This is a genomic window from Nonomuraea sp. NPDC049709 (genome assembly GCF_040674815.1).
Classification (GTDB): domain Bacteria; phylum Actinomycetota; class Actinomycetes; order Streptosporangiales; family Streptosporangiaceae; genus Nonomuraea.
Genome location: NZ_JBFANM010000018.1, coordinates 126039 through 152983 on the forward strand (window position 1 = coordinate 126039; position 26945 = coordinate 152983).

The window sequence follows — 26945 nt, forward strand, 5'->3', positions numbered from 1 at the left end:
CCCTCATCGCCGTACCTCCGCGACCTCGACGGGACGGTGCTCGCGCAGGGACAGGTCGGCGGCCTCGGCCACGTACAGGGCCTCCAGCGCGTCCTCGATCGAGCACGGGCTCCGGTCGCTGGTCAGGAAGGCGTCGATCTCGTCGCGGTAGGCGGTCTCGAAGCGGGTGACGAAGTCCGGCCAGGGCTCGTCGGGGCTGGGCTCGTCCTCCGTCGTGTGGAGGGGGGCGCGCGAGCTGAGGCCGACCGCCTGCGTGCGTTCGGTGCCCGCCAGCTCCATGCGCACGTCGTACCCGCCGCCGTTGTAGCGCGAGCCCTGCAGGGTGGCCAGCGTGCCGTCGTCCAGCGTCAGGAGCGCGGCGCTGGTGTCCACGTCGCCCGCCGCCGCGAAGAACGCGGCGCCCCGGTTGGCGCCCTTCGCGTAGACCGACACCACCTCGCGGCCGGTCACCCAGCGCAGGATGTCGAAGTCGTGGATGTGGCAGTCGCGGAAGATGCCGCCGGACAGCGGGATGTACTCGGCGGGCGGCGGGGCCGGATCGGCCGTCACCAGGTGCACGCGGTGCAGCTCGCCCAGCTCCCCCGCGCGCAGCGCCGTCGCCGCCGCCACGTAGCCGGGGTCGAACCTGCGCTGGAACCCGATCTGCACCCGGTTGCCGGCGCTCGACTCCAGCACCTTCACGGTGTCGGCCACCGTGCCGGCCACCGGTTTCTCGCAGAAGGCCGGGATGCCCCGCTCGCACGCCTTGACGATGAGCTCCGCGTGGGTGCTGGTCGGCGTGGCGATCACCACGGCGTCCGCCTCGAACGCGTCCCCGGGCCTCCCGTACGGCGACGTACGTACGGGATCGGCCACGATCAGCTCGTCCACCAGGGGATGCGCGGCCAGGGTCGCGGCGTGGAAGGCTCCGATCCGGCCCAGACCCAGCAGTCCCACACGCATGGCGCCTCCAATTCGGGATCCGGCTTTCTTTCTAAGCGAGCATTTCTCCCTCAGTCAACAATTTGTCCTGACATTCGGACCTTTAAGCCTCGGACAGCCTCGGCGGCCTTGTGCGCGGGCAGCCGCGCGAACCCCACCACCACGGCCGGCGGCCCCGCCGCGTCCCGCATCGGCCCCACCGGCTCGGCGGACAGGCCCAGCTCCTGCGCGACCCGGACCGTACGCGACTCGTCCCACCGCCCCGGCAGCTCCAGGTACACGTGCAGCCCCGCCTCGATCCCCTTGACCCGGACCTCCGGCAACTCCTCGGCCAGCGCCTGGACCAGGGCGTCCCGGCGGCGACGGTATTCCCTGCGCATGCGCCGCAGATGCTTGTCGTAGCCGCCGGTGCGCAGGAAATGGGCCAGCGCGTACTGCTCGATGACCGGGGAGCCCAGGTCCAGCTCGCCCCGCGCCCTGCGGACCGCCTCGGCCAGGTCGGGCGGCGCCGCCACCCAGCCCAGCCGCAGGCCGGGCGCCAGCGCCTTGCTCACGCTGCCCGAGAGGATCACCCGGTCGGGCGCCAGCCCCTGCAGGCAGCCGACGGGGTCGCGGTCGAAGCGGAACTCGGCGTCGTAGTCGTCCTCCAGGATCGCGCGGTTGCCCGCGTAGACCCACTCCATCAGCGCGGCCCGGCGCGGCGGGGAGAGCACCACCCCGGTCGGGAACTGGTGTGCGGGCGTCACCAGGACGGCGTCCCCGCTCAGCTTGCGCACGTCCAGCCCCTGCTCGTCCACCGGCACCGGCACGAGGTGCGCGCCCGCCCGCCGCAGCAGCGGCACCTGGCGGTGGCTGGTCGGGTCCTCGACGGCCAGCCGGAGCGGGCGCTGCTGCGTGAGCACGTGCAGGACCAGGCTCAGCCCCTGCGCCACGCCGCCGACGATGACGAGGTTCTCCGGGCGCACATCGGCGGCCCTGACCCGCCTGAGGTAGCCGGCCAGCTCTTCGCGCAGCTCAGGCACGCCGCCGGGGTCCCCGTAATCGAGGGCGTCGGAAGGTACGGTGGTCAGGACGTGCCTGACGGCCGCCAGCCAGCGTTCACGGGGGAAGTGGCTGAGGTCCGGGGAGGTGGGGCGATGACCGTAGTACGGAGCGCACACAGGGGTGTTCGGCGACCGGCGGGCCGGCTTGGGCCGGACCGGCACCGGGTTGCGCGGCCTGGAGTTGGCCCGGGCGGCGTTCTTGGGGGTGACCTGGGTGCCCACGCCCACCCTGGAGACCAGGAACCCCTCGGCGACGAGCTGCTCGTACGCCTCCACGACGACGCCCCTGGAGACCTGGAGGTCGGTGGCGAGGTCGCGGGTGGCGGGCAGGCGAGTGCCGGGGGTGAGCCGCCCGCCCCGGATGGAGTCGCGCAGCTCAGACGCGATCTGCCCGGCGATTCCCCCCTTATCGCGATTTATCTTGATATGGAGGTCAGCCATATTGGTCCTGTCTTCTGGCGGGACATTGGACTGTTTGCGGGAACCATTGTCTCCCTAGCATCCTTCGCATGAGAAGCGGAATCGTGGGGGCCGCCGCGGCCATGTTCCTCGTCGGAACGCTGGCCGGCGTCGCTGGGCTCGTTGACTCGTATCCCGTATACGGCGGACAGGCTGTTCGGTATCTCGTCGCTTCGGTCATCCTGCTTGTCATAACGCGAGCGCTGGGTCTGCGGTTCGTGCGACTTGCGCCGCGCGACCTGCTCTGCCTGGCCGGGCTGACGCTGCTCGGCCTGGTCGTCTTCAACGTGGCCGTGGTGGAGTCCACCCGCGCCTCCGGTCCCGCGCTGGTCGGGACCGTGCTGGGCACCGTGCCGCTGGCGCTCGCGCTGGCCGGCGGGCGGCCCGCACCCCGGCTGCTGCTCGGCGCCGGCGTGGTGGTGACCGGGGCGACGCTGGCCACCGGACTCGGCAGCGGCACGACCGAGAGCCTGCTGTGGGCCCTCGCGGCGCTCGTCGGCGAGGTGAGCTTCTCCCTGCTGGCCATCCCGCTGCTGCCGAAGCTGGGGCCGATCAGGGTCTCGGCGTACTCGACGGCGCTGGCCGTGCCCATGCTGGCCGTGGTGGGGCTGGTCACCGAGGGTGCGGGCATGTTCAGGACACCGGCGGTCCCGGAGGTGCTCGGGTTCACGTACCTGGCGATCGTGGTCACGGTGATCGCGTTCTTCCTCTGGTACAGCTCGCTGCCCAAGCTGGGCCCGGGCCGGGCCGGGCTGTTCGCGGGGCTCATCCCGGTGGCGGCCATCGTCACGGGGGCGGTGCTCGGGGTCGCGATGCCGACCGCGTACGACCTGCTGGGCGCCGGACTCGTCGTCGTCGGCATCCTGGTCGGCCTCAGCGCCGAACGCTCGAGCGCGAAGGCGGCCGTCAGACCGTCCGAGGCCTGACGGGGTCGGTCCACCGGTCACTCCCGAGGCGCGTAATCTCTTGGAGGACCGAAAGGATGGACATGGGCGAGTTCGACTACACCGACCTGCTTCCGCTTGGAGCCGACGAGACGGAATACCGGCTGATCACATCGGAGGGGGTGCGGAAGGTCGAAGCGGCTGGGCGTACGTTTCTCGAGGTCGAGCCGGAGGCGCTGCGGCTGCTGACCGAGACGGCCGTCCATGACATCTCCCACTACCTGCGCGCCTCGCACCTCGCCCAGCTCCGGAAGATCGTCGACGACCCCGAGTCCAGCGGCAACGACCGCTTCGTCGCCCTCGACCTGCTGAAGAACGCCTCCATCTCGGCCGGCGGCGTGCTGCCGATGTGCCAGGACACCGGCACCGCCATCGTCATGGGCAAGCGCGGGCGCCACGTGCTGACCGACGGGCTCGACGCCGAGCACATCTCGCGCGGCGTGTACGACGCCTACACCAAGCTCAACCTCCGCTACTCCCAGATGGCCCCGCTCACCATGTGGGAGGAGAAGAACACCGGCAGCAACCTGCCGGCCCAGGTCGAGCTGTACGCCGAGGACCCCCACGGGCACCCCGACGAGTACAAACTGCTGTTCATGGCCAAGGGCGGCGGCTCGGCCAACAAGTCGTTCCTGTACCAGGAGACCAAGGCCGTGCTCAACGAGAAGCGCATGCTGGCCTTCCTGGAGGAGAAGATCCGCTCGCTGGGCACCGCGGCCTGCCCGCCGTACCACCTGGCCATCGTCGTGGGCGGCACCTCCGCCGAATACGCGCTCAAGACCGCCAAATACGCCAGCGCCCGCTACCTCGACTCCATCCCCACCGAGGGGTCGGCGTCCGGGCACGGCTTCAGGGACCTGGAGATGGAGGCCAAGGTCTTCGAGCTGACGCAGAAGCTGGGCATCGGGGCGCAGTTCGGCGGCAAATACTTCTGCCACGACGTACGCGTCATCCGCCTCCCCCGGCACGGCGCCTCCTGCCCGGTGGCCATCGCGGTGTCCTGCTCGGCCGACCGCCAGGCGCTGGCCAAGATCACTCCCGAGGGCGTGTTCCTGGAGAAGCTGGAGACCGACCCGGCCCGCTTCCTGCCCGAGACGACCGACGAACACCTCTCGGACGACGTCATCCAGGTCGACCTCAACCGGCCCATGCCCGAGATCCTCGCCCAGCTGACGAAATATCCCGTCAAAACCCGCCTCTCCCTCACCGGCCCTCTTGTCGTCGCCCGCGACATCGCCCACGCCAAGATCGCCGAGCTCCTCGACAACGGCGGCGAGATGCCGCAATACCTCAAGGACCACGCCGTCTACTACGCCGGACCCGCCAAGACCCCCGAGGGCTACGCCTCCGGCTCCTTCGGCCCGACGACGGCCGGGCGCATGGACTCGTACGTCGGGCGCTTCCAGGCGGCGGGTGGCTCGATGGTGATGCTGGCCAAGGGCAACCGCTCCAAGCAGGTCACGGAGGCGTGTCAGCAGCACGGCGGCTTCTACCTGGGCTCCATCGGCGGCCCCGCGGCCCGGCTGGCGCAGGACTGCATCAAGAAGGTGGAGGTGCTCGAATACCCCGAGCTGGGGATGGAAGCGGTGTGGAAGATCGAGGTCGTGGACTTTCCCGCGTTCATCGTCGTGGACGACAAGGGTGACGACTTCTTCACCGACAGGACCGGCCCGGTCCTGTCGATCGGCCGCCGCTGACCTCCCGCTCTCCAGGAGAGCCTGCGCACCCGACACCCCTGCGCCCGTCCCTGCTGCCATCCCGGGCTGACACCCCCGCGTGAACGGCCGGGTCGGCGCGCGCCTGCCCGGCTGCTTCTGCCCGCTGGCCCGGCTGCTTCTGCCCGCCGGCCCGGCCATGCCTCCGTGCGTCCGCACGGAGGCGGCGGTCGGGTGACACGAACACGCCTCACAGGCGAGCGGAGGCAACCGAGCAGACGCGAACGCGGGCCAAGCCCGTGAACGGCAGCCGGCCGGACGCCCAAAGGCGGGCGGCCCCGAGGGCGCGGAAGCCGCGGCGGCGGGGGCGGGTCGGCGGGAAGCCGGACGGGTCAGAGGGCGAAGGGGGCCGGGTAGGTGATCGTGCCGCTCGGCACCGGCCGCGCCCCGGCGAGCGCCAGCGCCATCATCGCCTCATCAGGCACGTCGAAGGGTGCCCGGATCGAGTAGGAGGAGGCCCGGACGAAGCCGAACCGAGGGTAGTAGGCGGGGTGCCCGGCAACGAGCACCAGGGACTCGCCACGGTCGCGGGCGGCGTCGAGCCCGGCGATGATCGCCGCGGAGCCGGCGCCCTGCCGCTGGTGGGCGGGCAGCACGGCGCAGGGGGCGAGGGCCAGGGCGGGAGCCCCGTCGACGTGGCAGCGGGTGAAGAGCGCGTGCCCGGCCACGACCCCGTCGTGCTCGGCCACGATGGACAGGCCGGGCAACCAGGCGGGGTCCTTGCGAAGTGCGTCGACCAGGTCGGCCTCGAGCGAGGTCGCGAACGCCGCGAGGTTGATCCCGCGGATCGCCGGCACGTCTCGCTCCTCCTCCGGCCTGGTGACCCAAGAGATGCTCACGCGGCCACCGGGGCCCGGTGCGGTGCCACCACGCTGCCGTCGGGCAGCAGCAGACCGGTGTCATCGAACAGCACGACGCCGTTGCAAAGGAGGCTCCAGCCCTGGTCGGGGTGGGCCGAGATCACGTGCGACCTCTCACGGTCGAGGGAGTCGGCACTTGGGCAAGCGGGGTAGTGACTGCACATCGCGCACCTCTCAGATTGCGCTCCGGATTGCTGGGTCTCAAAAGGGCAGCTGGCGCCCTGACGGCGTGCGAAGGTCCAGTGCGGCTCTGGTCGACTTCTTCGGTCGGCGACGAACCTGGATCTGGCGCATCTTCATCACGTCCTTAGCGGTCTGTCTTCGGTAGTGGACCTCGGCGGATGCTTTCAGTCTGACGTTCGGGACCGACAGTTTCCGGTCTGCTTCCGGCTGTCCGGCAGGAGCTCGCCTTCTTCCTTGCCTTAACCATGCCCCCGCCCCCTTACGGCACCCTTACAACTCGCTGACGCCGCCCCGTGGGTTCCTGTCAGTCAGACTGCCGTACGCCTGAAAGTCCCCTACCTGGCATCATGCACAAAAATCCGGCAAGTCGTTGTGCCGATCGACACAGAGGCCCGGTGAGCTGCGCAAACGCTCCAGGGAAAGCCGGGCGGGAACGCCTGCGCGGGCGGGGGTAAGCCGCCCGCGCGGCGGGACCAATCTGACCCTCGACAGACTGCCAAGAGAAGACCTAGGCCGCAAGTCCGATGCAGTTGCGAATGACTTGCAATAGTGTCCCTTTCGAGATCAGCGAGATCGACGAAGGAGGAGACGGCCGCATGGGGGACTACACACTTCCCGACATGCCGTACGACTACGCGGCGCTCGAACCCGCCATCACCGGCGAGATCCTGGAGCTGCACCACGCCAGGCACCACGCCGCCTACGTCAAAGGCGCCAACGACACGCTCGAACGTCTCGCCGAGGCCCGCGACAAGGGTGAGTTCTCGAACCTGGTGGGCCTGGAGAAGACGTTCGCCTTCAACCTGTCCGGGCACGTGCTGCACTCGATCTTCTGGGAGAACCTGTCACCGGACGGCGGCGACCGCCCGGACGGGCCTCTCAGGGACGCGATCGACCAGCACTTCGGCACGTTCGACGCGTTCCGGCGGCAGCTCACCGCCGCCACCGCGTCCGTGCAGGGCTCCGGATGGGGCGTGCTGGCCTGGGAGCCGCTGAGCCGCAGGCTCGTCGTCGAGCAGGTCTACGACCACCACGGCAACGTGGGGCTGAACACCACGCCGCTGCTCGTGTTCGACGCATGGGAGCATGCGTACTACCTTCAGTATCGCAACGTCCGCCCGGACTACGTCGAGAAACTGTGGGGCCTCATCAACTGGGATGATGTGGCCCGGAGGTTTGCTGACGTGACGAGTCAGGCGGGTTGACTTAAGTTCGCAACAAATTATCGGCCCCGCCTCTACTGGTCGGTTTACACAAATAGGTAAGCTGCCTGGCATGCGTGCGCCCTCCGGTTACCTACTCGCCGCGCGCTATCGGCTCATGGAGCCGGTTGGTCGCGGCGGCATGGGCACCGTTTGGCGGGCACATGACGAGCTGCTCGACCGGGACGTGGCGGTCAAGGAAGTTCGGCTGCCCACCGTGCTCGACGAGGAGTTGCGTGCCGAGCTGTGCGCGCGCACCGAGCGCGAGGGCCGGGCGACCGCGATGGTCGCGCATCCCTCGGTCATCACCGTGTTCGACGTGGTCACCGAGGACGACCGGCCGTGGATCGTGATGGAGCTGCTCCGGGCGAAGTCCCTGGAGCAGCTCATCCAGGAGCAAGGACCGCTCCATCCCCGCAGGGCCGCCGAGATCGGCCGGCAGATCCTGGGCGCGCTGCGCGCCGTGCACGCCAAGGGGATCCTGCACCGCGACGTGAAGCCGAGCAACGTGCTGGTGACAGAGGACCGGGCGGTGCTCACCGACTTCGGACTGGCCGCGCTCGAGGGTGACGTTTCCATCACCCAGGCGGGCATCGTTCTCGGGTCCGCGGGATACATCGCTCCAGAGCGGGTGCTCGGCTCGAAGGCCAGCCCGGCGGGCGACCTGTGGTCGCTCGGCGCGACCCTCTACACCGCCGTCGAGGGCCGGGGTCTGCACGGCAGGCGTACGGCCGCCGCCGCGCTCGCGGCCCTGACCAGTGGCGAGCCGATCCCGATGACCAAGGCGGGGCCGCTGGCTCCCGTGCTTGACGCGCTGCTCAGGATCGACCCGGCGACCAGGCTCGACTCCGTACGCGCCTCGCTCATGCTGGCCCGGGTGGCCGCGGGCGGCTCGGCCGAGGAGCCCCTCACCCCGAGCAGGCCCGCGCGTCCCACGTCGCCGACCTCCCAGCCCCCTTTCGTACGCAGGCCCGCGCATCGCGGGCTGCACAGGGCGGATCCTCCGGCGGCCACCCTCAACGTGCCCTCGCCGCGGCAGGAACGTAAACCAGGCGAGGGAGTGCACAGGAAGCGGGTTGAACCACGGCCAGCTCCGTCCGCTTATGCCCGTTTCAAAGCTACGGTGATAAAGTTGTGCCTTCCTCGGCGGTTCTGGCCAAGAGAACTTCGCAAGCGAGGGTAAAGCACTTCCCAAGCGAGAATCGATATCTTCTTCTCATGCCGGAACAGCAGACACGCCTGCTCGCGGAGCGCTACGAGCTCATCACCCCGCTCGGCCGGGGCACGATGGGGACCGTGTGGCGCGCCCGCGACCGCGCGCTCGGGCGCGAGGTGGCGGTCAAGGAAATCCGCCAGGACCCGGGTCTCACCGAGGAACAGCGGGCCGAGCTGCGCGAACGCATGGTGCGCGAGGGCCGCATCGCCTCCCGCATCAACCACCCGTCCGTGGCCTCCATCCATGACGTGCTGATCCAGGACAACAGCCCGTGGATCATCATGGAGCTCATCGAAGCCCGCTCGCTGGAGCAGGTGATCGAGGAGGAGGGGCCGCTGCCGCCACGGCTCGTGGCGGAGATCGGCGTGGACCTGCTCGGGGCGCTGCGCGCCGCGCACGCCCAGGGCATCACCCACCGCGACGTCAAGCCCGGCAACGTGCTCATCACCGAGAACGGGCGCGTGGTGCTGACGGACTTCGGCATCGCCAAGGCCGAGGGCGACTCGCGGCTGACGAAGACGGGCATGGTGATCGGCTCCCCCGGCTACACGGCCCCGGAACGTGCCAGGGGCGACTACACCGGCCCCGAGTCGGACGTCTGGTCTCTCGGGGCGACTCTGTACTTCGCCGTCGAAGGGCGTCCCGCCTACGAGCGGTCCACGATCGCGGAGACGCTGGCGGCGCTGCTCACCGAGAGCGCCGACCCGCCCACGCAGGCGGGGCAGCTTCGACCCGTGCTGAACGGGCTGCTCAACAAGGACTACCGGCAGCGGCTCGGCGCTGCCAAGGCGGAGACCCTGCTACGCATGGTCGCCGACACCCCGACGAGCGAGATGCCGGTGCTCACGGCCGAGGCTCTTATGGCTCAGGAGGCCGCTTTGCCCGACCCGTTCGCCGCTCCGCAACCCACCACCCCTGGAGACCAGGGACCCGCCGGCCGCCCGACCGGCCCCCAGATTCCCACCGGACAGGGCGCAGGTGCTCAAGGCCCTGCCGGTCAACGGGCAGCCGCCCAGGGCGGACCCGCTCAAGGCCCCGCCGGCCGAGGCCGCCCCCAGACCGCAGGTCCGCAGGCCACGAGCCCGCACGCCGCGGGCATGGGCGCCGCGGCGTCCGGCGCGCCGCATCCCGGAGCGCCGGGATCGCAAGGGCCTGGCGGACGCGGCGGCCCAGCAGGCTCCGGAATGCAGGGCCCCGGAACGCAGGGGCCCGGAGTACAGGGGCCTGGCACCCAGGGGTACGGCGCGCAGGGGCCGACCGGCCCCAACAGCCCCGGCGGCGGGCAGCAGCCCGGGCAGCGGCCGGCCGGAGGCCAGGGTCAGACACCCCCCTCGGGGCCCCAGGGGCCGTCCCGCGGGCCGAACGCGCCCACCGTGCCACAGTCCACCCCGGGCCGTCCCCCGCAGGGCCGGCAGCCCTTCTCGGCGCAGGCGCCGGGCAGTCCCGGCGGCGCCGGCGGCGCCGGCCAGGGCGGCGGCCCGCGCGCCAACCCGCCGGCTCCGGAAGGCGACTACGACCCGGAGCGTACGGTCAGCATCTCCCGGCCCAAGGGCCCGTTCCCGTCGGGGCCGGAGCAGGGCGACGGCCGGCCACCGCAGCATCCGGGTGACGAGGGCTCCGTCGCCACGACCCGCATCCCGTCGCCCAAGAACGGACCGCCGGGCCAGCAGGTCTACCCGCTGCCCGCGCCGCCGACGGGCGGCCAGCAGCCGCCCCGGCACCAGCCGATGCCGCAGGGGCCTCAGGGCCCGCAGCAGGTGCCGCACGAGAGCCAGGGGCTGGGCACGGACCTGTTCGCCATCGCCGGGCAGCCGGAGCAGAAGCCCGCGGGCAACCGCAACGGCATGCTGGTGCTGATGGCGGTGGCCGCGGCGGCCGCCGTGGTGATCGCCGTCCTCATCGTGGCCCTCTTCTCCAGCTGATCAGTCCGCCCCGGACCAGCGGCAGGCACGGAGCAGGGCCGCGCCGGGCGTCCGGTGCGACCCTGCCTGGCCTGGTCGTCGCGCTAGTTGTTGATGTTGGTGTTCGTGTTGCTGATGTTGATGTTGCCGCTCCCGTTGCCGCCGCCTCCGTGGCCACGGGCGCGGCACTTGGCGGGCTTCTTGTGGAATTTGCAGGGGTGCAGCGGATAGGCGACTGTCTGCGTGGTGGTCTTCTGGGCCGACGTGTCGGCGGCGGCGGACTGTGCGGCGACCGCGACGGGCGCGACCAGCGCTGAGGCCGCCAGCGCACCGGCGGCGAGAACGTTGTTGACCTTGATCATGGAAGATCGCCTCTTGCTGGTTTCCCAGGATTTGGCGTCCGAAAAAATGCCAGTACGGACGTTGGGTTAAGACCCACGCTAGGAACCAGCGGTGGCGAAGGTGATCTGATGGAGGCAAAAGTCGGGGCTGGCCATGATTGCCGTGGCATACGCGGCCAGAATGCACGGAAATCGTTTAACTACGCTGCGCTACGACCGTAATATCCGTCATGCCCTGCGCTAAAGGGCGGCTTAAGGGCCGGCGGCCCCGCCGGAGGCGCCTCGCGAGATGTATCGCACAGGCGCCCGGTCCGGCAAAGCCGCTCGACCCGCGGCCCCGCACCCGTGGCGCGCGCCCGGCGTACGAGCCGGCCCCGGCAAGGTGATGCGGAGGTAGACCAAGGCGCCGCTGAGCTGGCGATCCGCTGACCTGGAATCCCCGGCGGCGCCGGTTTCGAGCCCGGCGCGAGATGGTGGGTCAGACTGGAAGTCATGAGCGAGTTCAGGATCGAACATGACTCGATGGGCGAGGTACGCGTGCCCTCGGGCGCCAAGTGGCGCGCGCAGACCCAGCGGGCAGTGGAGAACTTCCCGGTGTCGGGCCGGCCTCTGGAGCCGTCCCACATCGCCGCCCTCGGCCTGATCAAGGCGGTGGCCGCAGAGGTCAACGGCGAGCTGGGCCTGATCGACAAGGACATGGCGGAGGCGATCGCGCAGGCCGCCGCCGACGTGGCGGAGAACGAGCACGACGCCCACTTCCCGATCGACGTCTTCCAGACCGGCTCCGGCACCTCGTCCAACATGAACGCCAACGAGGTGATCGCGACGCTGGCCGAGGAGCGGCTGGGCCGGCCCGTGCATCCCAACGACCACGTGAACGCCTCCCAGTCGTCCAACGACGTCTTCCCGACCTCGATCCACGTGGCGGCGGCGACCGAGGTGACCTACCACCTGCTGCCCTCGTTGAGGCACCTGGCGGAGGCGCTGCGGGAGAAGGCGATCGAGTTCGACGGTGTGGTGAAGTCGGGGCGCACCCACCTGATGGACGCCACGCCCGTGACCCTGGGCCAGGAGTTCGGCGGGTACGCCACGCAGATCGAGCACGGCGTCGTACGCGTCACGGCGGCGCTGGAGCACGTCCTGGAGCTGCCCCTGGGCGGCACCGCCGTGGGCACGGGCATCAACACGCCGCAGGGGTTCGCCCAGGAGGCGATCGGCAAGCTGCGCGAGGCGACCGGCATCCCGTTCCTGGAGGCCAGGGACCACTTCGAGGCCCAGAGCGCGCAGGACTCCATCGTCGAGCTGTCCGGGCAGCTCAAGGTGGTGGCGGTGTCGCTCACCAAGATCGTCAATGACCTGCGCTGGATGGGCTCGGGGCCGCGGGCCGGGCTCGGCGAGATCAACCTGCCCGACCTGCAGCCGGGCTCGTCCATCATGCCCGGCAAGGTCAACCCGGTGATCCCCGAGGCCACGGCCATGGTCGCGGCCCAGGTGATCGGCAACGACGCGGCGATCACGTTCGCCGGGGCGTCCGGCTCCTTCGAGCTGAACGTGCAGCTGCCGGTGATCGCGCGCAACATCCTGGAGTCGATCCGGCTGCTGGCGAACGTCTCGCGCCTGCTCGCCGACCGCTGCGTCTCCGGGATCACGGCGAACGTCGAGCGCCTGCGCGAGTACGCCGAGTCGTCCCCGTCGATCGTCACCCCGCTGAACCGGTACGTGGGCTACGAGGAGGCCGCGAAGATCGCCAAGCAGGCCCTGGCGGAGCGCAAGACCATCCGCGAGGTCGTCATCGAGCGCGGCCACGTGGCCGCGGGCACCCTGACGGAGGAGCAGCTCGACGCCGCGCTCGACGTACTGACGATGACCAGACCGTAAGGGTCACACCTGGCCCGAGGCCGTCCTCGTGGCGTGGGCCCAGCGGGTGAGCAGCGACAGGGCGGCGCCCGAGTCGACGGCGTCCGCGGTCCGCTTGTGCGCCGCGGCCAGGACGGACGTGAGCTCGGCCGCCGGCGGCGTGCCGTCGGCGGCCACCACGGCGGCGGCCGCGTTGAGCAGGACGACGTCGCGCACCGGGCCCCGCTCGCCGGAGAGCACCGCCCGCGCCACGTCCGCGTTGTGCCGCGCGTCGCCGCCGCGCAGGTCGTCGGGGTGGGCGCGCGGGATCGACAGGTCGAGGGGATCGAAGGCGATACGCGTCACGACGCCCCGGCGTACGACCCAGATCGTCGAGGGCCCGCAGGTCGTCAGCTCGTCGAGCCCGTCGTCACCCCGGAAGACGAGCGCGGAGCAGCCGCGCTCGGCCAGGACGCCCGCGATGACCGGGGCCATGCCCGGATGGAAGACCCCGACCGCCTGGGCGGGCGGGAGCGCGGGATTGGTGAGCGGGCCGAGGAAGTTGAAGACCGTGGGGACGCCGAGCTCGCGCCGCGGCCCCGAGGTCCGTCTCAGCGCCGGGTTGAAGACGGGCGCGAAGCAGAACGTGATCCCGACCTCGTCCGCCACCCGGACCACGGCGGCGGGCGGCAGGTCGACGACCACGCCGAGCTCTTCGAGCACGTCCGCCGCCCCCGCCATGGAGGACGCGGCCCGGCCGCCGTGCTTGACCACCTTGGCGCCCGCGGCGGCGGCCACGACGGCGGCCATGGTGGAGATGTTCACGGTGTTGGCCCGGTCGCCGCCGGTGCCGACCAGGTCCACGGGGTCGCCCTGGACCCGGATGGCCGACGATCTGGCCAGCATGCCGTCGGCCAGCCCGGACACCTCCGCCACGCTCTCGCCCTTGGCCCGCAGGGCGATGGCGAACGCGGCGATCTGGGCGTCCGTCGCGCGCCCTGACATGATCTCGCCCATGGCCCAGGCGGCCTGGCGGGAGGTCAACGACACGCCGTCGAGCAGCGCGGTGAGGAGCCGCGGCCAGGTGGTGGTCATGAAAGTCCCCTTCTCGTCAGTGCTCGACGGGGGGACACCCACCAGAACGGTGACGGCCGCCTCGTCGAGGCGGCCGTGTGCGTATGCGCCGGAGGTCCGCCTAGGAGGCGGGCCACCACTGGGACGAATACGCGATCATGCGCCCAACATAGCAGATGCCCTTGATCCACATATGGCGGCACGCATCTATGTCGCCCGCACCCATGCGGCGCGGCGCGGCCACCGCCTAAGGTGCGGGGTATGGCGAACGAGCTGACGGGGCGGACCGCGCTGGTGACGGGGGCCGGGGGCGGCATCGGGGCGGCGTGCGCCCGGCGGCTGGCCGCGGCGGGGGCCAGGGTGCTGGTCGTCGACATGCGGGCCGAGCCCGCCGGGAAGGTGGCCGCCGAGATCGGCGGCACGGCCGTGGTGGCCGATCTGAGCGACCCGGGTTTCGCGGCGGCGCTGCCGGACGAGCCCGTCGACATCGTGGTGAACAACGCCGGGTTCCAGCACGTCGCGCCGATCGAGGAGTTCCCGCCCGAGGTCTTCGCCACGATGCTCAGGGTGATGGTCGAGGCGCCGTTCCTGATCGCGCGAAAGGTGCTGCCCGGCATGTACGCCAGGGGCTGGGGCAGGTTCGTGAACATCTCGTCGGTGCACGGATTGCGGGCCTCGCCGTACAAGTCGGCCTACACGACGGCCAAGCACGCGCTGGAGGGGTTCTCCAAGGTGGTGGCGCTCGAAGGGGCGCCCCACGGGGTGACCTCGACCTGCGTCTGCCCGGCGTACGTGCGGACCGGCCTGGTGGAGGCGCAGATCGCCGACCAGGCTAGAGTGCACGGCATCGCGCCGGAGGAGGTCGTGGAGAACATCATGCTGGAGCCCGCCGCGATCAAGCGGCTGATCGAGCCTGAGGAGGTGGCCGAGCTGGTCGCCTACCTGTGCGGGCCGAGCGGGGCGTTCATCACCGGGGTGTCGCTGCCGGTGGACGGCGGGTGGACCGCCCGCTGATGGCCAGACACTTCCTCGAACTGCTGGCCAGGGAGGCTTCGGCGGTCGAGTTCGAGGGGCCGATCATCCAGGCCAGGGCCGCCGGCGCCGACCCGGCCGCGATCGAGGAGCTGGAGCGGGCCAAGGTCGAGGCGCTCAAGGTGCGCGACCTGCTCAAGCGGCGTGCCCGGCGCGAGGCCGAGCTGTCGGCGCTCTACGACACGGCCGGCGACCTGGCGGCGCTGCGCGACCTCGACGCCGTGCTGGAGGCGATCGTGCACCGGGCCAGGCAGCTCCTGGCCACCGATGTCGCGTACATGACGCTGCACGACCCCGAGCGCGGTGACACGTACATGCGCGTCACGGACGGGTCGATCTCGGCCAAGTTCCGGGCGTTGCGGCTGGCCATGGGGGCGGGGCTGGGCGGGCTGGTCGCGCAGACGGCCACGCCGTACTCGACGGCCGACTACTTCGCCGACGCCAGGTTCCGGCACAAGGAGCACATCGACGAGGCCGTCAAGGAGGAGGGCCTGGTCGCCATCCTGGGCGTGCCGCTGCGGCTGGGGCAGCGGGTGATCGGCGTGCTCATGGCGGCCAACCGCAGCGCGCGGCCGTTCCACCAGGAGGAGGTGTCGCTGCTGGCCAGCCTGGCCGCGCACGCCGCCGTCGCGATCGACAACGCCAGGCTGCTGCAGGAGACCAGGAATGCGCTGGAGGAGCTCTCCCACGCCCACAGGACCGCCAGGGCGCACGGTGAGGCCGTCGAGCGGGCCGCCATGGCGCACGACAGGATGACCTCGCTGGTGTTGCGCGGCGGCGGCATCGAGGACGTGGCGGCCGTGGTGACCGACGTGCTCGGCGGGTCGCTGGCCGTGCTCGACGACCTGGGCCGGGTGATCAGCGGCGACGCGGGTGAGCTGGCCGGGCTGGACGCCGGGGTGTTCGAGGCGGCGCAGGCGTCCAGGGCGCTGGGGCGTACCGTGCGCAAGGGCGATCTGCTGATCGCGTCCGCGGACGTCGGCGGGGAGCCGCTGTGCACGCTGGTGCTGCGCAGCGACGACGCCGACGAGCGCATCCTGGAGCGGGCGGCGCTGGTGTGCGCGCTGCTGCTGCTGTTCCGCAGGAGCGTGGCCGAGGCCGAGGGGCGGGTCAGGGGCGAGCTGCTCGACGACCTGATCTCGCGGCCCGACTCCCCCGGGCTGGCCGACCGGGCCAGGCGGCTCGGGGTCGATCTGGGCGCGCCGCACGTCGTCGTGGTGGCCAAGCACGAAGGGCAGCGGGAACGCGCCGCCTTCTGGGCGTCCTCCCAGGCCGCGATGCGGCACGGGCTGGCCGCGGGGCGGGGCGACGAGGTGGTGCTGCTGCTGCCGGGCGAGAACGCGGGCGTCATGGCGCAGCGCGTGGCCGCCGAGCTGACCGCCTCGCTGCACGGCACGGCGACCGCGGGCGCGTCCGGCGTGGGCGGGCAGGGCGGGCGGGTGGTCCAGGACGTGGCCGCCGCCTACCAGGAGGCGCGGCGGTGCGCGGAGGCGCTGATCGCACTCGGGCGCGCGGGCGGCGGCGCGAGCGCGGCCGAGCTGGGGTTCGTGGGGCTGCTCGTGGGCGACGGGCGCGACGTGCGCGGGTTCGTCGACAGGGTGCTCGGCGAGGTGATCGACTATGACGCGCGCAGGGGCACCGCGCTGGCCGGCACGCTGGAGACGTACTTCGGCACGGGCGGCTCCCCCTCGCGTACGGCCGAGGCCATGCACATCCACGTGAACACCGTCACGCAGCGCCTCGACCGCATCGGCAAGCTCCTGGGCGACGGCTGGCTGGAGCCCGAGCGGGCGCTGGAGATCCAGCTCGCGCTCCGCCTGCACCGGCTCGGCCACACATCCGGCACGAAGACTGTGGGCCCGAACACCATATGAGTGACCTCGGTCACAACCTACGGTGACCGGCATGGCCACTTCCATCAAGAAGATCGTCGCCGCGAGCCTGATCGGCACCACCGTCGAGTGGTACGACTTCTTCCTGTACGGCTCGGCAGCCGCCCTCGTGTTCAACAAGCTCTTCTTCCCCGAGTCCGACCCGCTGACCGGGACGCTGCTGGCGTTCCTCACCTACGCCGTCGGATTCGTCGCCCGCCCGCTCGGCGGCCTGGTCTTCGGCCACTTCGGCGACCGGATCGGCCGCAAGACGCTGCTGGTCGTCAGCCTGGTCATGATGGGCGCGGCGACGTTCCTGATCGGCTGCCTGCCGACGTACGAGACGCTGGGGCCCGCCGCGGCGCTCGTGCTGACCTCGCTCCGGCTCGTGCAGGGCTTCGCGCTCGGCGGCGAGTGGGGCGGCGCGGTGCTGATCGTCTCCGAGCACGGCGACACGGCGCGGCGCGGCTTCTGGGCCTCCTGGCCGCAGGCCGGCGCCCCGGGCGGGAACCTCCTGGCCACCGGCGTGCTGGCGGCGCTGGCCGCCTGGCAGAGCGACGAGGCCTTCCTGTCGTGGGGCTGGCGGGTGCCGTTCCTGCTCTCGGGCGTGCTGGTGCTGATCGGGCTCTGGATCCGGCTGACGATCAGCGAGTCGCCGGTGTTCCGGGAGGCCCCGCCCGAGCCCAGGGCCCCGATCGTCGGGGTGCTGCGGTATCACTCGAAGGACGTGCTCACCGCGATCGGCGCGCGCCTGGCGGAGAACATCTCCTTCTACCTGCTGACCGTCTTCGTCATCACCTACGCCAAGCAGAACGGCATCGCCAACTCGACCGTGCTGAACGCGGTGCTGATCTCCTCCGCCATCCACTTCGTCACGATCCCGATATGGGGCGCGCTGTCCGACCGGGTCGGCCGCCGACCGATCTACCTGGCGGGCGCCGCCGGCATCGGACTGTGGATCTTCGCGTTCTTCCCGCTCGTCGACACGGGCAACTTCCTGGCGATCACCCTGGCGGTCACCGTCGGCCTGCTCTTCCACGGCATGATGTACGGCCCGCAGGCGGCCTTCTTCTCCGAACTGTTCGGCACCAGGACGCGCTACACCGGCGTCTCCATCGGCGCGCAGCTCTCGGCGATCGTGGCCGGCGCGCTGGCCCCGATCATCGCGGTCGCCCTGCTGCAGGCCTACTCGAGCAGCGTGCCCATCTCCATCTACCTTGGCCTGGCGGCGGTGCTCACCCTGATCGCGGTCTACACCGCACGCGAGACCCAGGGCCGCGACCTGGCCGAAAGGATCCACGCGCGATGAAGGTCACCACATCCAGGCTCACCCAGCACGTCCTGACCGTCGAGGGCAGGACCACCGGCGAGCCCGTGCTGTTCGTGCACGGGAACGTCTCCTCCGGCGCCTTCTGGCGCGACAGCCTGGCGGCGCTGCCCGGGGAGTACCGCCCGCTCGCGGCGGACCTGCGCGGGTTCGGCGGGACCGACCCGGCGCCCGTGGACGCCACGAGAGGGCTGCGGGACTACTCCGACGACCTGATCGAGCTGATCGGCGAGCTGGACCTGGACGGGGTCCACCTGGTCGGCTGGAGCATGGGCGGGGGCGTCGTCCTGCAGATCCTGCGCGACCGACCCGCGGCCGTCAGGAGCGTCACCCTGGTCAACCCGGTCTCCCCGTACGGCTACGGGGGCACCGAGGGCGCGGACGGCCGGCTCACGCACCCGGACGGCACGGGCGCGGGAGCCGGGGCGGCCAATCCGGACTTCCTGGCCCGGCTGCAGGCGGGCGACATGTCGGATGAGTCGCCGACGTCGCCCCGCAACGTCTTCCGCTCCTCCTACGTCAAGCACCCCGTCCCCGACGAGGACTTCTACGTCGCCGCGATGCTGACCACCCGGGTCGGCGAGGCGCACTACCCCGGTGACGCCGCCTCCTCCGACGCGTGGCCGGGCGTGGCGCCGGGGAAGACCGGCGTGCTCAACGCCCTGGCGCCCACCCACTTCCGCCTGGACGACCTCCACGAGATCGACCCCAAGCCGCCGATCCTGTGGATCAGGGGCGCCGACGACGTGATCGTCTCCGACGCGTCGCTGTTCGACCTGGCCCACCTGGGCGCGCTCGGCGTCGTGCCCGGCTCCCCCGGCACCCCGGCCCAGCCCATGGTGGCGCAGACCAGGGCGGTGCTGGAGCGCTACGGCCGCTTCCAGGAGGCCGTGCTGGACGACTGCGGCCACAGCCCGCACCTGGAGCACCCCGCCGAATTCCAGCGCCTGCTGGCCGAGCACCTGAGGAAGGCGTAGATGCTGGTCGCACTCACCCTCGTGGCGAGCTTACTGACGCCCGCCCAGCAGCTCACCGTGCCGGGCGCCGAGCGCGCCGAGATCGCCGCGCTCGACGACCTGACCACGGCGGGCACGGCGCTCACCGGGCACACCGACCCGGCCGACTGGGCCGGGCTGCACTCGGCCGCCACGGTCAACCCGACCGGCGTGCCCGGCATCCAGATCGACGGCTACTTCCCCGACACCTCCACCGGCAACGCCACGCACGGCTGGAACCACGACTCCCAGTTCGTGATCAGGCTGCCGGAGAACTGGAACGGCGGCCTGGTCGTCAGCGGCACCCCGGGCAACAGGGAGCAGTACGCCAACGACTACACGATCTCCGACTGGGTCCTGTCCAAGGGGTACGCGTTCGCCGCCACCGACAAGGGCAACGTCGGCGTGAACTTCCACGAGGACGGCCGCTCCCCCGGCGACGCCATCGCCGAGTGGAACCACCGCGTCACCCAGCTCACCGTGGCCGCCAAGGCCGTGGTCAGGCAGCGGTACGGCCGCAAGCCCGACCGTACGTTCGCCGCCGGCATCTCCAACGGCGGCTACCTGGTCAGGTGGCAGCTGGAGAACCGCGGCTGGCTCTACGACGGCGGCGTGGACTGGGAGGGCACGCTCTGGCGGGTCAAGGGCGACAACCTGCTGAACTTCCTGCCCCCGGCCCTGAAGGCGTATCCGGACGAGGCCGGGGTGCGGGCCGCCGGGTTCGCGGCGGGCTCGGAGTTCCTGTGGCCGTTCCACCGGCAGTACTACTGGGAGCTCACCCAGCAGCTCTACCAGAAGGAGCTGGACCCGTCTTACCAGGGGGCGCCCGCCGACTACGACTACGACGAGCGCCGCCCGTACGCGGCCGTGGCCAAGATCGCGCTGACCGGCCGGATCACCAAGCCGCTGATCACCCTGCACGGCACCCTGGACACGCTGCTGCCGATCTCGCGCGACTCCGACGTCTACGCGAAGATGGTCGGCCCGCACCGGCCGTTCCGCTATCACCGCGTCGAGGGTGGCAACCACCTGGACAGCCTGGTGGACGTCTACCCCGACCGGCTCAAGCCGATGCTCCCGGCCTTCAGGAGCGCCTTCCAGGAGCTGGAGGGCTGGGTCAGTCCCTGAGGTAGCGATGCCTGCCCGCGCGCGCCCAGCGCACCATGTGCCGCGCGCCGGGCAGCCGCCTGCCGAGGCGGTACAGCACGGTCTCCCGGCCCATGGGCGAGCGGCGCTCGAGACCGACGGCGGTGGCCGGGCGCACCTCGACCCGGCCCCTGCGCATCTCCAGCGCGAACCGCAGCCCGATCTCCTCCTCCGAGGAGCGCAGCGAGGTGATCCAGTCGCCGGGGCCCAGGTGCTCGACGCCCGGCATCAGCCGCTTGACCGGCACCTTGGCCACCAGCTGGCCCGCGATCCGCCCCGGCACCCCCGCCTCGACCAGCGCGGGCGCGCACACCTCGCGGCCCCGCCGCCCGGTGCTGCGCAGCACCAGCTCCAGCGCCGGACCGCCGCTCGGCGGCACGTACGGCACCGGCAGCACGACGTAAAGGTGCTTGTCGAGCTGCTTGACCATCACGCCCGGCGACACCAGCGCGATCGACTCGGAGAACGAGCGCGGCTCGATGGCCAGGCCCAGCTCGCCCTGATCGCTCCAGCACGGCACCACCAGCCGCATCCTGGGCCGCTGGGCCAGCACGCCCAGGCAGTTGAGCGGGCCCTCGGGGCGGCTGACCCGGCTCCTGGCCTGGTTGGCGCCGCTGTACATGCGGACGTGCACCTCCCACTGGCCCGGCCTGAGCGGCTCGCCGAGAGCGGCGCTGGTGATGTCCAGCCTGGTCTCGCCCTTGATCCGGATGCGGACGCGGCGGCGGCCGTCCTGGATGCGCTCGACGTGCTGGGTCAGCGGCAGGAAGTGGACGACGCCCGTCTCGGTGTGCCGCACGTAGAGCTCGACGCGGGCCCGCTCGACGGCGTCGGTGATGTCGGTGACGTCCGGTGACAGCTTCTTGGTGTCCAACGAGCGCGGCGGGATCCAGTGCAGGCGGTCGCCGTCCACGCGGTACCTGTCCGGTGAGCCGTCGCCGGCCCGGATCTCCACGGTCAGCCCGAGCACCAGGACGTGGGCGTCCCAGCGCACCTCGGTGAGGTCGGCGCGCAGGCCCGCGCGCCTGACGGAGTTCGCCAGCAGCACGATCTGGTCCAGGCGGCCCATGCGCACGTACGCGGCCACCACGCGGAGCTGGACCGGCAGGTGGCGGTCGAGCCGCTCGGGGAAGCGCTGGGCCATGAGCTCCTGGACGACGCGGAAGTGCATGCCCCGGTCGACGGAGGAGTCGGCGAACTTGGCGGTCACCAGCGGGCGCAGGACGGCGTAGCGGAGCCAGTAGGCGTACATGCGGTCCCGCTGGCGGCCCTCGCCCACGTACGTGTCGATGTCGTCGAGCAGCGCGTGCAGCTCCTTGACGATCGCCCGCGGATCCTCCTCCATGGGCGGGCGCTCCCCGAGGTGGCAGCAGACGTGCTCGGCCAGCACCGCGATGACCTTGGCCTGCAAATAGGCCCGCAGCACGAACGCCTGCTCGCCCATCCGGCCGCCGGGCACGGAGAAGCCCAGCTCGTGCTCCTCCAGGAAGGCGCGGCGGTAGAGCTGCTGCGGGACCAGCAGAGTGAGCAGCCGGTCGCGCAGGATGTCGGCGCGTGCAGAGCTGCGCTCGAACGCCGTCATCGGCGGGCCGTAGTCGCGGATCAGCCGGCCGACCAGCACGTCCGCGTCGGTCTCCACGGCACGCTCATGCATGTGCACGAGCGCGTCCCGCTCCAGGCGGTCGCCCGGGTCCAGGAAGTAGACGTAGTCGCCGGCGGCCGCCGCGAGCCCCACGTTGCGGCCGCGCATCGGTGAACCCGTGTACGGCAGGTGCAGCGCTCGGACGTTCGTCCGGACCGCGGCGATGGTGTCCAGGCGCTCGGCGATCCCGTCCGTGGACCCGTCGTCCACGAAGATCACTTCGTATTCGTCCGCGGGCATCGTCTGCTCCAGCGCGGAGCGGATGCACGCGTCGGCGGTGTCACCCGGATTGTGGACATTGATGATCACACTGACCTTCACACCCATGCGGCCAGCGTGCGCCCGTATACAGGATCGGGCGTGACGGCTTGCCGATTAGAGGCGGAAAGTTGACCCGTTAATACCAACCCACGGACTGTGAGTGGCCCCAGGCGCCGCAGGGGCTGCCGTAGCGGCCCTTGATGTAGCCCAGGCCCCACTTGATCTGGGTGGCGGCGTTGGTCTGCCAGTCGGCGCCCGCGCTGGCCATCTTGCTGCCGGGCAGGGACTGCGGGATGCCGTACGCGCCGGAGTAGCGGTTCATGGCGCGCTCGTTCCAGCCGCTCTCCTTGTGCCAGAGCCGCTCCAGGCAGCCCCACTGGTCCGCGCCGAACCCGAACGAGGCCATCATGGCCTTGGCCGTGGCCTTGTTGCTGCCCGGCGAGGGGTCGCTGCCCGGCGGGAAGTTCTGGGCGGGGAAGCCGTCGCCCGCGGGGGCCTGCTTGGGCACGACCCAGTCGAGACCCTTGCCCGCCGCGCCCGAGCGGCCCTTCTTGAGCTGGTCGGCCCGGTACGCCTGCTCGGCCTCGGCCTTGAGCAGGTCGTTCTCGGGGTCGGGCGCGTAGAGGTCGCCGCTGGCGAGCTTGCCCAGGTCCTCCAGGGAGAAGGCGTCCTTGGGCGGCTCGTTCGCGTTCTCGACGGCTCTGTAGGCGACGAAACCACCGCCGCCGAAGACGATCACCAGGGAGAGCACGGTGATGATGATGCGCTTGGGAGTGAAGCGCGCAGGCCGGCGCGCCGAGGGGAGATCTTCCTTCGGGGGGCGCTCACTCAACTGCGGACCGGGGCTCACGATGCATGAGCTTGCCCTGTCATAGGGGGTGGTCCGCAACCGAAACGCGGGAATCCCTTGGCGTAAATTTCACCAACCACCAGGTTAGGTGGGAGTTTCCGAAATATTGTGACTTTAGTCACACCAGAAACGGCCCCCCTTCGGGCGCCCGTGACCGAAGGGAAGCCGCTTTCAGGGTCGCCTGCCTTCTTCGGGATCAGATCCGCGCCATGTCACAGTTCGGTGACACAACCCGGATATTCGGGACATGGAATAATAATGTGCGCGTGGCTGGCATCCTCCTTGTTGAAGACGACCCCTCGGTCCGTACGGCTCTCGAGCTGGCGCTGACCCGGCAGGGGCATTCCGTCACGTCGTACGCGACGGGTGAGGAGGCTCTCGACCACATCAGAGCCCGCCGCCCGGAGATCGCGATCCTCGACGTCATGCTCCCGGGAATCGACGGGGTCGAGGTGTGCCGTCGCGTACGCAAGCTCGACCAGCTCCCGGTCATCCTGCTCACCGCCAGGGGCGACGACCTGGACGTCGTGGTGGGGCTGGAGGCCGGCGCCGACGACTACGTGGTCAAGCCGGTCGAGCCCCGGGTCCTGGACGCCCGCATCCGCGCCGTGCTGCGCCGGGCCGAGTCCGCCGCCTCCGACCGCATCACCTTCGGCGACCTCGTGATCGACCGGGGCGCGCTCAAGGTCACGCTGTCGGGCAAGGAGATCCACCTGACCCCGACCGAGCTGCGGCTGCTGCTGGAGCTCGTACGGCACCCCGGCCAGGTGCTCAACCGCCGCTACCTGCTGCGCGTGGTCTGGGACCACACGCACATCGCCGACTCCCGCCTGGTGGACGCCTGCGTGCAGCGCATCCGGGCCAAGATCGAGCCCAAGCCGGCCGAGCCCGTCTTCATCCACACCGTGCGCGGCTTCGGCTACCGGTTCAGCCCTCCGTGATCCCGCTTCCCACGGGGCTGCGCGCCCGCCTGGTCATCACGTTCACCCTCGTCGCCGTCGCCGCCGCGCTGGTGGTCGCCACGATCGGCTTCGAGCTGGCCAAGGCCGCGCTCGTCACCAGGGCCGAGACCACCTCCCTCGACCTGGTGACCAGGGAGCTCGGCAGCGTCACGTTCCCGGTCGGCAAGCTCAGGCCCGGCGAGGCCGCGCCGACGTCGAAGGAGCTCGACCGCCTGGCCCACGCGCTCAGCGGCCCCGGCCGCAGCGTGCTGGTCGAGTACCACGGCCTGATCGCGGCCGAGGGCCCCCTGTCGATGAGCGACGTGCCCAACGAGCTGTACGGCCGGGCCAAGCAGAGCGTCGTCACCCAGCGCAAGATCATCCACAACGAGCTGTTCCTCATCGTCGGCGCCGAGGTGTACCGCGCCAACTCGGGCGGGGCGGAGGCCACCGGGCTGCGGGCGTTCGTCTTCTTCCCCATGCAGGACGACAAGCGCCAGCTCGCCACGCTCAGGGCCACGCTCACCCAGGCCGGCGTGGGCATCGTGCTGATCGCCCTGGTCGTGGCGCTGCTGTCGGCCAGGCAGGTGCTCCTGCCGGTACGCCGGCTGAGCGCCGCCGCCCAGGCGCTCGGCCAGGGCCGGCTGGACACCCGCCTGCCCGTGCACGGCCAGGACGAGCTGGCCGGGCTCACCGCCAGGTTCAACGACGCGGCCGCGGCGCTGGAGCTGAGCGTGGCCGAGCTGCGCTCGCTGGAGGCGATGTCGCGCAGGTTCGTGGCCGACGTCTCGCACGAGCTGCGCACGCCGCTGACCGCGATGACCGCCGTGGCCGACATGCTCTCGGACGAGGCCGACCACCTGCCGGACGCGCCCGCGCAGGCCGTGCGGCTGGTGCTCAGGGAGATCGACCGCCTCCGCGAGCTGGTCGAGCACCTCATCGAGATCAGCCGCTTCGACGCGGGCACCGCCACGCTCAACCTCGAACCGGTGAACGTGGCCGACGCCATCCAGGACTGCCTGGAGGTGCGCGGCTGGAGCGACGAGGTGACGGTGAAGGCGTCCCAGGGCCTGACCGCCGCCCTCGACGCCAGCAGGTTCGACGTCATCGTGGCCAACCTCGTCGGCAACGCGCTCAAGCACGGCCTGCCTCCGGTGGTGGTCAGCGCCAGGGCCACCGAGAACGGCCTGGAGGTGAAGGTGCGCGACCACGGCAGGGGGATCCCGCACGAGGCCCTGGCGCACGTCTTCGACCGCTTCTTCAAGGCGGGCGCCGGCCGGGAGCGCAGCCAGGGCAGCGGCCTGGGCCTGGCCATCGCCCGCGCGAACGTCCTCCTCCACGGCGGCACGATCTCCGTACGCCCCCAGAACCCCGGAACCCTCTTCACGGTCTGGCTCCCGCACGCATGAAGACGCCCCTACGCGCCCTCGCCATCGCCGCCCTGCTGGCCCTCACGGCCTGCGGCATCTCACCCACGGACGTGCAGGACCGGGGCAACGCGCCCACCATCAGGATCCCGCCGCCGTCCAAGACGATCTTCCTGATCAGGAACGGCGAGCTCACCCTGGAGCCGGCCGACGTCGACACCGACACCGTGGCCAGCCTGCTCGGGGCGCTCTTCGAGGCCTCCACGCAACCGCTCGGGGACCGGGACACGGCGCTGCGCGGGTTCACGTACCTGAGGATCAAGAACTCGATCAACCCGCCGCAGCGCGACGAGATCCAGCTCCCGCGCACCTCGACGCTGACCGTCTACATCAGCGGCGAGGGCACGCTGACCAAGCTCGGCAAGGCGCAGATCGTCTGCACCGCCCAGCAGGACGCGGCGTTCGAGCTGGTCAAGATCGTCCGGGAGAACGAGAACTCCCCCTCCAGGACGGAGGGGGAGTTCACCTGCGGCGAGCTGAAATGATCACATGGTGATGTCCTCGAGCATCTCCGTCACCAGTGCGGCGATCGGCGAGCGCTCCGACCTGGTCAGCGTGACGTGGGCGAACAGCGGGTGGCCCTTCAGCTTCTCCACCACCGCCACCACGCCGTCATGCCGGCCGACCCGCAGGTTGTCGCGCTGGGCCACGTCGTGGGTGAGCACCACCCGCGAGTTGGCGCCGATCCGGCTCAGCACCGTCAGCAGCACCCCGCGCTCCAGCGACTGGGCCTCGTCCACGATCACGAACGCGTCGTGGAGCGAGCGGCCCCGGATGTGCGTCAGCGGGAGCACCTCCAGCATGCCCCGGTCGAGCACCTCCTCGATCACCTCGGGAGAGGTGATCGCGCCGAGCGTGTCGTAGACCGCCTGCGCCCAGGGGCCCATCTTCTCGCCCTCGCTGCCGGGCAGGTAGCCGAGCTCCTGGCCGCCGACGGCGTAGATGGGGCGGAAGACGATCACCTTGCGGTGCTGGCGGCGCTCCAGGACCGCCTCCAGACCCGCGCAGAGCGCCAGCGCCGACTTGCCCGTGCCGGCCCGGCCACCGAGCGAGACGATGCCGACCTCCGGGTCCATCAGCAGGTCGAGCGCGATGCGCTGCTCGGCCGAGCGGCCGTGCAGGCCGAAGACCTCCCGGTCGCCGCGGACCAGGCGGACCGACTTGTCGGGCTGCACCCGGCCCAGCGCCGAGCCCTTGGCCGACAGCAGCCGGAGGCCGGTGTGCGTGGGGAGCTCTCTGGCCTCCTCCAGGTCGGCGGTGCCCTTGTCGAAGAGCGTCTCGACGTCTTCGGTGGTCACCTGGACCTCGGCCATCCCCGTCCAGCCGGACTCGTGGACCAGCTCGGCGCGGTATTCCTCGGCGGACAGCCCGATCGAGGCCGCCTTGACCCGCAGCGGCAGGTCTTTGGACACCAGCACGACGTCGCAGCCCTCGGCGGCCAGCGAGCGGGCCACGGTCAGGATGCGCGTGTCGTTGTCACCGAGGCGGAAGCCCACGGGCAGAATGGACGGATCGCTGTGGTTGAGCTCGACCCTGATCGTGCCGTCCCCGGTCGGCATCGGCTCGTCCAGTCTGCCGTACTGGACCCTTAGCTCGTCGAGGTAGCGCAGAGCCTTCCTCGCGAAGTAGCCGAGCTCCGGATGATGCCGCTTGCCTTCCAGCTCCGTGATGACCACGATCGGAAGGACCACGTCGTGCTCGGCGAACCGGGTCATCGCGGCCGGGTCGGCCAGCAGAACCGAGGTGTCCAGCACGTAC

Annotated in this window: 23 protein-coding genes; 14 read left to right on the forward strand and 9 right to left on the reverse strand. The window is 71.1% G+C overall.

Annotated features, from left to right (window positions below; translation table 11 throughout):
- Positions 1–3 precede the first annotated feature (3 nt).
- Positions 4–942, reverse strand: coding sequence for a Gfo/Idh/MocA family oxidoreductase (locus AB0J69_RS20060; protein WP_364118937.1), 939 nt, complete (start codon positions 940–942; stop codon positions 4–6).
- A gap of 50 nt (positions 943–992) precedes the next feature.
- The gene (locus tag AB0J69_RS20065) at positions 993–2405 is read right to left on the reverse strand and encodes a PLP-dependent aminotransferase family protein (RefSeq protein ID WP_364118940.1); all 1413 of its coding nucleotides are present in this window, start codon (positions 2403–2405) and stop codon (positions 993–995) included.
- Positions 2406–2641: 236 nt separating this feature from the next.
- On the opposite strand from AB0J69_RS20065, the gene AB0J69_RS20070 reads away from it, so the two are divergent.
- Together AB0J69_RS20070 and AB0J69_RS20075 are read left to right on the forward strand one after the other, a co-directional pair.
- On the forward strand, positions 2642–3349 hold the full coding sequence (locus AB0J69_RS20070; protein ID WP_364118943.1) for a DMT family transporter: 708 nt from the start codon (positions 2642–2644) through the stop codon (positions 3347–3349).
- Between the two features lie 62 nt (positions 3350–3411).
- On the forward strand, positions 3412–5064 hold the full coding sequence (locus tag AB0J69_RS20075; RefSeq protein ID WP_364118945.1) for a fumarate hydratase: 1653 nt from the start codon (positions 3412–3414) through the stop codon (positions 5062–5064).
- Between the two features lie 350 nt (positions 5065–5414).
- Here AB0J69_RS20075 and AB0J69_RS20080 read toward each other — a convergent pair whose 3' ends face one another.
- Together AB0J69_RS20080 and AB0J69_RS20085 are read right to left on the reverse strand one after the other, a co-directional pair.
- On the reverse strand, positions 5415–5921 hold the full coding sequence (locus tag AB0J69_RS20080; RefSeq protein ID WP_364118948.1) for an N-acetyltransferase: 507 nt from the start codon (positions 5919–5921) through the stop codon (positions 5415–5417).
- Positions 5918–6106 carry a DUF5999 family protein gene (locus AB0J69_RS20085; RefSeq protein WP_253757104.1) on the reverse strand — a complete coding sequence of 63 codons (189 nt, stop codon included), beginning with the start codon at positions 6104–6106 and terminating at the stop codon, positions 5918–5920. The genes AB0J69_RS20080 and AB0J69_RS20085 overlap by 4 nt, the downstream gene beginning before the upstream one ends.
- Positions 6107–6721: 615 nt before the next feature.
- Here AB0J69_RS20085 and AB0J69_RS20090 point away from each other — a divergent pair.
- The 3 genes from AB0J69_RS20090 (at position 6722) to AB0J69_RS20100 (ending at position 10465) form a co-directional block, all read left to right on the forward strand.
- Positions 6722–7330, forward strand: coding sequence for a superoxide dismutase (locus AB0J69_RS20090; RefSeq protein WP_364118951.1), 609 nt, complete (start codon positions 6722–6724; stop codon positions 7328–7330).
- Positions 7331–7400: 70 nt separating this feature from the next.
- Positions 7401–8510, forward strand: a complete 1110-nt coding sequence (locus AB0J69_RS20095) for a serine/threonine-protein kinase (RefSeq protein ID WP_364118954.1) — start codon at positions 7401–7403, stop codon at positions 8508–8510.
- Positions 8511–8545: 35 nt separating this feature from the next.
- On the forward strand, positions 8546–10465 hold the full coding sequence (locus AB0J69_RS20100) for a protein kinase (RefSeq protein ID WP_364118957.1): 1920 nt from the start codon (positions 8546–8548) through the stop codon (positions 10463–10465).
- An 83-nt stretch (positions 10466–10548) separates the two neighbouring features.
- Here the strand turns inward: AB0J69_RS20100 and AB0J69_RS20105 are convergent, their stop codons facing one another.
- Entirely contained in the window at positions 10549–10806 is a 258-nt protein-coding gene (locus AB0J69_RS20105; protein WP_364118960.1) for a hypothetical protein, read from the reverse strand.
- 471 nt (positions 10807–11277) lie between these two features.
- Between AB0J69_RS20105 and AB0J69_RS20110 the strand changes: the two genes are divergently transcribed.
- Positions 11278–12663, forward strand: a complete 1386-nt coding sequence (locus AB0J69_RS20110; protein WP_364118962.1) for a class II fumarate hydratase — start codon at positions 11278–11280, stop codon at positions 12661–12663.
- A 3-nt stretch (positions 12664–12666) separates the two neighbouring features.
- On the opposite strand, the gene trpD is transcribed toward AB0J69_RS20110, so the two are convergent.
- Positions 12667–13716 carry an anthranilate phosphoribosyltransferase gene (trpD, locus tag AB0J69_RS20115; protein ID WP_364118965.1) on the reverse strand — a complete coding sequence of 350 codons (1050 nt, stop codon included), beginning with the start codon at positions 13714–13716 and terminating at the stop codon, positions 12667–12669.
- 240 nt (positions 13717–13956) lie between these two features.
- Between trpD and AB0J69_RS20120 the strand changes: the two genes are divergently transcribed.
- From AB0J69_RS20120 to AB0J69_RS20140, 5 genes are read left to right on the forward strand one after another with little or no spacing between them, the layout of a single operon-like run.
- The gene (locus AB0J69_RS20120; protein WP_364118968.1) at positions 13957–14709 is read left to right on the forward strand and encodes a 3-hydroxybutyrate dehydrogenase; all 753 of its coding nucleotides are present in this window, start codon (positions 13957–13959) and stop codon (positions 14707–14709) included.
- Positions 14709–16601, forward strand: coding sequence for a GAF domain-containing protein (locus AB0J69_RS20125; protein WP_364118971.1), 1893 nt, complete (start codon positions 14709–14711; stop codon positions 16599–16601). The genes AB0J69_RS20120 and AB0J69_RS20125 overlap by 1 nt, the downstream gene beginning before the upstream one ends.
- Positions 16602–16632: 31 nt before the next feature.
- On the forward strand, positions 16633–17907 hold the full coding sequence (locus AB0J69_RS20130; protein WP_364118974.1) for an MFS transporter: 1275 nt from the start codon (positions 16633–16635) through the stop codon (positions 17905–17907).
- Positions 17904–18902 carry an alpha/beta hydrolase gene (locus tag AB0J69_RS20135; RefSeq protein ID WP_364118977.1) on the forward strand — a complete coding sequence of 333 codons (999 nt, stop codon included), beginning with the start codon at positions 17904–17906 and terminating at the stop codon, positions 18900–18902. The genes AB0J69_RS20130 and AB0J69_RS20135 overlap by 4 nt, the downstream gene beginning before the upstream one ends.
- Positions 18903–20048 (forward strand): tannase/feruloyl esterase family alpha/beta hydrolase, encoded by a 1146-nt coding sequence (locus tag AB0J69_RS20140; protein ID WP_364118980.1) that lies wholly within the window; start codon positions 18903–18905, stop codon positions 20046–20048.
- On the opposite strand, the gene AB0J69_RS20145 is transcribed toward AB0J69_RS20140, so the two are convergent.
- Both AB0J69_RS20145 and AB0J69_RS20150 read right to left on the reverse strand, forming a co-directional pair.
- On the reverse strand, positions 20038–22035 hold the full coding sequence (locus tag AB0J69_RS20145) for a glycosyltransferase (RefSeq protein WP_364118983.1): 1998 nt from the start codon (positions 22033–22035) through the stop codon (positions 20038–20040). The genes AB0J69_RS20140 and AB0J69_RS20145 overlap by 11 nt on opposite strands.
- Positions 22036–22105: 70 nt before the next feature.
- Complete coding sequence (locus AB0J69_RS20150) at positions 22106–22711, reverse strand: lytic transglycosylase domain-containing protein (protein WP_364119081.1); 606 nt, start codon at positions 22709–22711, stop codon at positions 22106–22108.
- Positions 22712–23085: 374 nt separating this feature from the next.
- Here AB0J69_RS20150 and AB0J69_RS20155 point away from each other — a divergent pair, with 374 nt between their 5' ends.
- Genes AB0J69_RS20155 through AB0J69_RS20165 form a run of 3 tightly spaced genes read left to right on the forward strand, consistent with a single transcriptional unit; the run spans position 23086 to position 25672 of the window.
- Positions 23086–23760, forward strand: coding sequence for a response regulator transcription factor (locus AB0J69_RS20155; protein WP_364118986.1), 675 nt, complete (start codon positions 23086–23088; stop codon positions 23758–23760).
- Entirely contained in the window at positions 23757–25169 is a 1413-nt protein-coding gene (locus AB0J69_RS20160) for a HAMP domain-containing sensor histidine kinase (RefSeq protein ID WP_364118989.1), read from the forward strand. Before AB0J69_RS20155 ends, AB0J69_RS20160 begins: the two co-directional genes overlap by 4 nt.
- Positions 25166–25672 (forward strand): hypothetical protein, encoded by a 507-nt coding sequence (locus AB0J69_RS20165; RefSeq protein ID WP_364118992.1) that lies wholly within the window; start codon positions 25166–25168, stop codon positions 25670–25672. Before AB0J69_RS20160 ends, AB0J69_RS20165 begins: the two co-directional genes overlap by 4 nt.
- Here the strand turns inward: AB0J69_RS20165 and AB0J69_RS20170 are convergent, their stop codons facing one another.
- A complete protein-coding gene (locus AB0J69_RS20170; protein WP_364119084.1) occupies positions 25673–26941 on the reverse strand; it encodes a PhoH family protein in 1269 nt (422 codons plus the stop codon).
- Between the last annotated feature and the right edge of the window lie 4 nt (positions 26942–26945).